This is a genomic window from Nocardiopsis endophytica (assembly GCF_027706725.1).
Classification (GTDB): domain Bacteria; phylum Actinomycetota; class Actinomycetes; order Streptosporangiales; family Streptosporangiaceae; genus Nocardiopsis_A; species Nocardiopsis_A endophytica.
On sequence record NZ_JAQFWQ010000002.1, the window covers coordinates 153,760 to 159,792 of the forward strand.

General features: G+C 74.4%; 7 protein-coding genes. 5 read left to right on the forward strand and 2 right to left on the reverse strand.

Annotated features, from left to right (window positions below):
- Window positions 1–7: 7 nt before the first annotated feature.
- Window positions 8–739 (forward strand): hypothetical protein, encoded by a 732-nt coding sequence (locus O4J56_RS01395; RefSeq protein WP_270683192.1) that lies wholly within the window; start codon window positions 8–10, stop codon window positions 737–739.
- Between the two features lie 24 nt (window positions 740–763).
- On the forward strand, window positions 764–1,474 hold the full coding sequence (locus O4J56_RS01400) for a hypothetical protein (RefSeq protein WP_270683193.1): 711 nt from the start codon (window positions 764–766) through the stop codon (window positions 1,472–1,474).
- A gap of 12 nt (window positions 1,475–1,486) precedes the next feature.
- Here the strand turns inward: O4J56_RS01400 and O4J56_RS01405 are convergent, their stop codons facing one another.
- Window positions 1,487–2,089 carry a CAP family protein gene (locus O4J56_RS01405; protein WP_270683194.1) on the reverse strand — a complete coding sequence of 201 codons (603 nt, stop codon included), beginning with the start codon at window positions 2,087–2,089 and terminating at the stop codon, window positions 1,487–1,489.
- 306 nt (window positions 2,090–2,395) lie between these two features.
- Between O4J56_RS01405 and O4J56_RS01410 the strand changes: the two genes are divergently transcribed.
- Both O4J56_RS01410 and O4J56_RS01415 read left to right on the forward strand, forming a co-directional pair.
- The gene (locus O4J56_RS01410; RefSeq protein ID WP_270683195.1) at window positions 2,396–3,217 is read left to right on the forward strand and encodes a GH12 family glycosyl hydrolase domain-containing protein; all 822 of its coding nucleotides are present in this window, start codon (window positions 2,396–2,398) and stop codon (window positions 3,215–3,217) included.
- A 67-nt stretch (window positions 3,218–3,284) separates the two neighbouring features.
- Entirely contained in the window at window positions 3,285–3,779 is a 495-nt protein-coding gene (locus O4J56_RS01415) for a DUF6653 family protein (protein ID WP_270683196.1), read from the forward strand.
- Here the strand turns inward: O4J56_RS01415 and O4J56_RS01420 are convergent.
- A complete protein-coding gene (locus O4J56_RS01420) occupies window positions 3,676–4,893 on the reverse strand; it encodes a YbfB/YjiJ family MFS transporter (RefSeq protein WP_270683197.1) in 1,218 nt (405 codons plus the stop codon). The two genes, O4J56_RS01415 and O4J56_RS01420, sit on opposite strands and share 104 nt — an antisense overlap.
- Window positions 4,894–5,022: 129 nt before the next feature.
- Here O4J56_RS01420 and O4J56_RS01425 point away from each other — a divergent pair, with 129 nt between their 5' ends.
- A complete protein-coding gene (locus O4J56_RS01425; RefSeq protein WP_270683198.1) occupies window positions 5,023–5,994 on the forward strand; it encodes a GlxA family transcriptional regulator in 972 nt (323 codons plus the stop codon).
- The last annotated feature ends 39 nt before the right edge of the window (window positions 5,995–6,033 follow it).

The window sequence follows — 6,033 nt, forward strand, 5'->3', positions numbered from 1 at the left end:
CATCCCCATGACGCATCCGCCTCCCCCGCCCCCGTACGGCCCACCCGGCCCACCCGGTCCCCCGGCGCCGCCGATGCCCCCGCCCGCCCGCACCGGGGTGGTCGTCGGCATCACCGTCGCCGTGACACTGGTCGTCGCCGGCTCGCTCACCGCGGCGGGCGTCTACGCCTACGACCGCCTCTCCACCTCCGGGCCGCGGACCGCCCCCGGCCTCCCGGCCGACCCCTGCGGGGCCATCGGGGAGGACGTCCTCCGCGGCCTCGACGCCGAGCCGGAGTCCCAGAGCACGATGCGCTACGAGACCCTGTGCTCGTGGAAGGCCGAGGTCGACGGGCGAGAGGCCGACCTGACCGCCCGCTGGCTCGTCCCCTACACCGAGTCCGACTCCGAGCTCACGGAGCGGTACGGGGACGAAGAGGCGCCCCGGGACGCCGACGCCGCCTACGAGCAGCGGATCGAGCAGGCCTCGGAGCCCGACCCGTACGCGCCGGAGGAGGCGGAGGCCGAGACCGAGGAACGGGACCTCGGCCTGGGCGAGGAGAGCGTGCTCATCCTCGCCGACATCGACGACGGCTTCGACTACACCGACGGCTCGGAGCAGCGCGCGACCGTCATCGTCCGCGACGGGGACGTGGTGGGCACGCTCGTCCTCGCCTTCCCCGACGACGCCGAGCCGGTGGACATCGACGAAGCCGAGGACCTCCTCGGCGACGCCGCCGCGGCGGCGTTCGGCGGCTGACCCGGAACCGGAAGGAGTACGGGCGTGTACACAGGCCCACCGAACGTCCCCCAGGCCCCGCCTCAGCCCCCGCCGCCGCGGCGCGGCCGGACCGGGCGCACCGTGGCGATCACGGCGGCGGTCACCCTCGGGGCCTACGCCGTGGTCGCCGGGACCACCGGGGCCGTGCTCGCCCTCGGCGGGCCGTCCGCACCGGAGGGGGCCTCGCCCCGCAACGAGGACCTGCCCGAGCCCCCGTGCGGCGTCCCGACCCGCGCCCAGCTCGACGAGGTCGGCGCCCAGTTGCCGAACGCGTCGGTCGACGAGAACAGCTCGGACTGCTCCTGGTACAGCGAGTTCTCCGACGGGACCCTGGGGTGGCTGCGCGTCTCCTACGGCCTGCCGACCGACGACGATGGCGAGCTCGACCGCGGGACGCGCGCGGCCGAGGAGGATTTCGCGTCGAAGTCGGAGGACCTCCTCGAAGAGTCCGACGACGAGTACTGGACCTCCGAGGTCATCGACTCGCACGAGCCCGACCTCGGCGACGAGGCGCTGGTGGTCCACTACCGTTGGGGCGACTCCGACGACCTGAAGGCGTCGAGCGAGGTCCTGGTGCGCGTGGACGAGGTGCTGGTGCGGGTCACCGCCAACGAGGCCGGTGACGCGCGGGGCGGGTCCGGCGAGGCCGGGTTCTCCGAGGACGAGGAGACGCTGGTCGCGGTCGCCGAGCGCGCCGTCGCCGCCCTGGAGTGATCCCCCTCCCGCTCACCCCTCCGGCGGCAGCACGTTCTCCCCGTACTCGCCCTGCATGTTGCCGGGCGGCGTGTAGACGAGGACGACGTAGTGCTCGCGCCAGGTGTCCTGCGGCGACGCCGGCTCGCTGACGCGCGCCGCGCCGACCTTGGTCGTCGCCTTCCACACGAGCTGGGTGAAGGCCCCGGTCCCCGGGGAGAAACCGGGGTCGCCGTAGTCGTACCCCCCGCTCCCGGCGTACCAGTGGTCGACGGCGTCCCCGCCGCCCGGCACGGCGCCGGGGTCGGTCGATGCGGACCGGTAGACGGTCTCACCGCGCCCCGGCTCCCGCCCCCGGCTCCCCTCCTCCAGCCCCTCGTATTCGGAGAACTCGCGGGCGCGCTTCAGCGCGTGGGCGTTGAGCTCTCCGTCGAGTTCGAGCGGGGGCGCACCGTGCCGCGCGCGGTGGGCGTTGGCGGCTTCGACCGCCTCGCTCAGGAACACGTCGTCGGTGCTGTCGGGGAACGCCGGGCGTACGGGGCCCAAGCCGTCGGCGGCGTCCGCGGACGGGGCCACGGGGCCGAGGAGAACGGCCATGGCGGCGATCGGGAAGAGGGGAAGGAGTCGGGAGCGCATCGGTCTCCTGGCGCGGTCGGGAGGACGTCGGGGGCGGGCGGACCGGCGGGACGGCCACCCGAACGGTGACTCTAACCGAGAATCATCGCTCCTTTACTCCAAGTGATGAAACGTCCCCGGCGCGCCCGCCGCCCCACCCGTTCCGCCGGGTGAAATAGGGCCCCCTGAGGCGATTGCCGAACGCGGTGTCACACCTTAAGGTCGGCCTTCCCGGGGCGCCCCCTGGCGGGGGAAAACGCTTCCCCTCAGGCGTCCCGCCTCTCCCTCCCTATCTCCCCCCGCTCTAGGAACAAGGAGAGTCCCGCCATGGCCACGACCCCCCGCACCCCTGCCCGCCTCGGCGGAGCGGCGGCGGCCCTGCTCCTGACCACCGCCGCGCTCACCTCCGGCGCGAGCGCCGCGGCCGCCGACGACGCGAGCGCCGCCGCCACCGTCTGCGAACCGTTCGGCACGATCCCCATGGGCAAGTACTGGCTCAACAACAACGTATGGGGGCAGGACGCCGGATCCGGCTCCCAGTGCGTCGAGGACCTGTACCAGAGCGGCGACACCATCGGGTGGCGCACCGAGTGGCAGTGGGAGGGCGAGCCCTACGAGGTGAAGTCCTACGTCAGTTCGGTGCTCGGATGGCACTGGGGCTGGAACGCGGACAACACGGGGCTCCCGGTCCCGCTGTGGACCGACGAGTCCCTGAACACCACGTGGGACTACGACATCAATACCGACGGCCCCGTGTCGGTCGCCTACGACATGTGGGTCCACGACGTCTCCGACCCGACCTGGCAGGACGACCCCAGCGACGAGGTGATGGTCTGGCTGTCCGCGCACCACGGCGCGGGACCGCTGGGCCAGAAGGTCGACACGGTGAACGTCGGCGGCCAGCAGTGGGACCTGTACCGCGGCGAGATCAGGGACGAGAACGGGAACCTCCTCTGGGACGTCCACTCGTTCGTGCACACGAGCGGGACCGACTCCTACAGTGGGGACCTGACCGCGTTCACGGACCACCTGGCCAACCGGGGCGAGCTCGGCTGGAACCAGCACCTGTCCAGCGTCCAGTCGGGCCTGGAGGTCTTCCGCGGCTCCGGATCGATGCAGACCAACGTCTACAGCGTCACCAAGGGCTGATGGTGCGTGGCGCGGGGACGGCCGTCCCCGCGCCACCCGCCCGAGGCCGGAAGATCGGAGGCCCACCATGGCGGACCACTCCTCCCCCGACGAGGACCGCGAAGGCACGGGAGTCATCGCGCGCGCCCGACGGGCGGTGTTCGCGCGGCACTGCAACCCCTGGAGCGCCTGGACCCGCTGGGCCACCACACCGCTCATCCTCGTCCCGTTGTGGACGCGGAACTGGAAGCACGCCGTCGCCGTAGGGGCCTGGTTCGCGGTGAACCCGGTGCTGTTCCCCGAGCCCGAGGACGACTCCGACTGGGCGACCAGGGCCATGCTCGGCGAGGAATTGTGGATCACCGAGCGCCCCAAGGACGCCGCGCTCGCGGTGCAGGCCGTCGCGTCGGCGGCCAACACGGTCGCGGCGGTCTCGGCGTGGCGCCGCAAGGCGGTCCCGGCGGCTGCGGGGACCGCGGTCATGATGGGCCTGACCATGGTCTATTGGGCACAGATGGCGCGTTACTACGAGGAGAGCAAGCGGGCCGGGCAGGACGGCGCGCCCCGCGCATCGGCAGGGTGAGCAGGGCGGTCCCGGCGGTGGCGAGGAACGCCGCCCGGAGGCCGTAGGCGTCGGCCACCGCGCCCAGCGCCGCCGGTCCGACGACGGTGCCCACCCCGAGGAAGAAGACGACGCCGCTGAACCCGGCGGCGGGGCGCTCGGGGAACAGGCGCAGGCTCGCCACCGCGAGCAGGCCGGACACCGCCATGAACGCCGGTCCGTAGAGCACGGCCGAGACCGCCGCCGGGACCGCCGCCGGGAGCGGTCCGGGCACGGCCGCCAGCAGGCCGACGGCCGCCGCCAGGGCAGCGAACAGCACGGTGTGCGAGCGGCGCAGGCCGAGCCGGCCGAACAGGCGCCCGGAGGCCAGGCCGCCGATCCCGGCGACGCCCATCAGCGTCCAGAAGAGCGGTGCCGCGTCGGCCCCCGTCCCCGATGCGGTGACCGCCTCGACCGCAAAGGTCCAGTACACCGACCCGATCAGCCCGTAGGACAGGGCCGTGGCCATCAGCGGCACCGCATCCGGGCGGAGGAAGGCGCGTGGGCCCGAGCGCGCACTCCGCTCACCGTCGGCGGGACGCACCGGGGTACCGGGGATCAGGCGGGCGTTGTACAGCGTCACCGCCACCGCCACCGCGGCGAACGCGAGCCACGCATGGCGCCAGTCCGACCCGCGCGCGGCCAGGGCGAGCACGCCCGCGACGGCGGTGCCGAAGGCGGTCCCGGTGGGCAGCAGCGCCAGCAGGCCGGCGCGGCGCTCCTCCGGGGCGAGGAGCTGCACGGCGTCGGAGTACGGCGCCCACGCCCACCCGGAGCTGGTGCCCGCCAGGACCAGGCCCGCCACGGCGACGGCGGGGTGCTCGGCGACCGCGACCGCCCCCATGCCGACGGCGGCCGAGGCGCCCGCGGCGACGATGGGCACCCGCGGGCCGACCACCCCGGCGAGCAGGCCGACCAGGACGAGGGCGGCGAGGTAGCCGACGTAGGTGGCGCTGCCGACCAGGCCGACCTCCGCGACGGACAGCCCGAACTCGGCGCGGATCTCGGGGAGGAACAGGCCGTAGCCGTACCGGGCGAACCCGAACCCCACGCCGATGGTCGCCACTCCGGCCAGCGCCACCTTCCACTCCGCCATCGGTCCCCCCGTTCCCGCCGCCGTCCGCGGCCGTGTCCGTGCGTTCTTCGCAATCACGCCTGGTCAGCCTGCTCGTCGGGGCGGTGGTGCGCCATTGGCGAAAACGTCACGGTTCGATAGATTCGCGCCATGAGCGAAGAGCGGATCCGAGTGGTCGTCCCCGTCCTGGAGGACTGCCCGCTGTTCGAGCTGGCCGTGCCCAGCGGCGTGTTCGGCCCCGACCGGCGTGACCTGGACCCCCGGTGGTACGAGCTGGTGCTGTGCGGCACCGGGACGGGTCCGCACCGCGCTTCGGGCGGGCTGCGGCTCTCGGCCGACCACGGGCTGGAGGCGATGGAGTCCGCCGACCTGGTCGTGGTCCCGGCGTGCGTGATGCCCTCCTACCGGCCGCCGCGCGCGCTGCTGGAGGCGCTCCGCGCCGCCCACGGGCGCGGGGCGCGCGTCGCGGGGCTGTGCACGGGCGCGTTCGTCCTGGCCGAGGCGGGGCTCCTCGACGGCCGCGAGGCGACCACTCACTGGATGTACGCCGATGAGCTGCGGCGGCGCCACCCGCGCGTGCGGGTGGACGAGGGGTCGATCTACGTCGACGAGGGGTCGGTGCTCACCAGCGCGGGGACGGCCGCCGCCATCGACCTGTGCCTGCACATCGTGCGCACGGACTTCGGGGCGTCGGCCGCCGCCGACGTCGGGCGCCGGATGGTCGTGGCCCCGCACCGGGAGGGCGGCCAGTCGCAGTTCGTTCCGGCCCGGACGGAGGCGCCGTCGGCGGCCGACCCCCTGTCCGGGGTGCTGGAGTGGGCGGCCGGACGCCTGGAGGAGCCGCTCACCGTCGCGGACCTGGCGGCGCGGGCGGGGATGAGCACGCGCACCTTCGGGCGCCGCGTCGCCGAGCAGGTCGGGACGACGCCGCTGAAGTGGCTGAACGGGCAGCGCCTGGCACGGGCACGGGAGCTGCTGGAGACGACGGACCTGCCGGTCGAGGCGGTCGCGGCCCGCACCGGCCTGGGGACGGGCGCGGGGCTGCGGCAGCATTTCCGGCGCGGGGTGGGGACGTCCCCGGCGGCCTACCGGAGGGTGTTCCGGGAGCGCTCGGCGGGGTGACGGTCGTGGGGGGCCGCCCCCCCCCCCCGCCGCGGGCCC

Coding starts and splice junctions, on each gene's coding strand:
- O4J56_RS01405 (WP_270683194.1), bottom strand. CDS start 2,089: ATGCGCTCCCGACTCCTTCCCCTCTTCCCGATCGCCGCCATGGCCGTT.
- O4J56_RS01395 (WP_270683192.1), top strand. CDS start 8: ATGACGCATCCGCCTCCCCCGCCCCCGTACGGCCCACCCGGCCCACCC.
- O4J56_RS01420 (WP_270683197.1), bottom strand. CDS start 4,893: ATGGCGGAGTGGAAGGTGGCGCTGGCCGGAGTGGCGACCATCGGCGTG.
- O4J56_RS01410 (WP_270683195.1), top strand. CDS start 2,396: ATGGCCACGACCCCCCGCACCCCTGCCCGCCTCGGCGGAGCGGCGGCG.
- O4J56_RS01415 (WP_270683196.1), top strand. CDS start 3,285: ATGGCGGACCACTCCTCCCCCGACGAGGACCGCGAAGGCACGGGAGTC.
- O4J56_RS01425 (WP_270683198.1), top strand. CDS start 5,023: ATGAGCGAAGAGCGGATCCGAGTGGTCGTCCCCGTCCTGGAGGACTGC.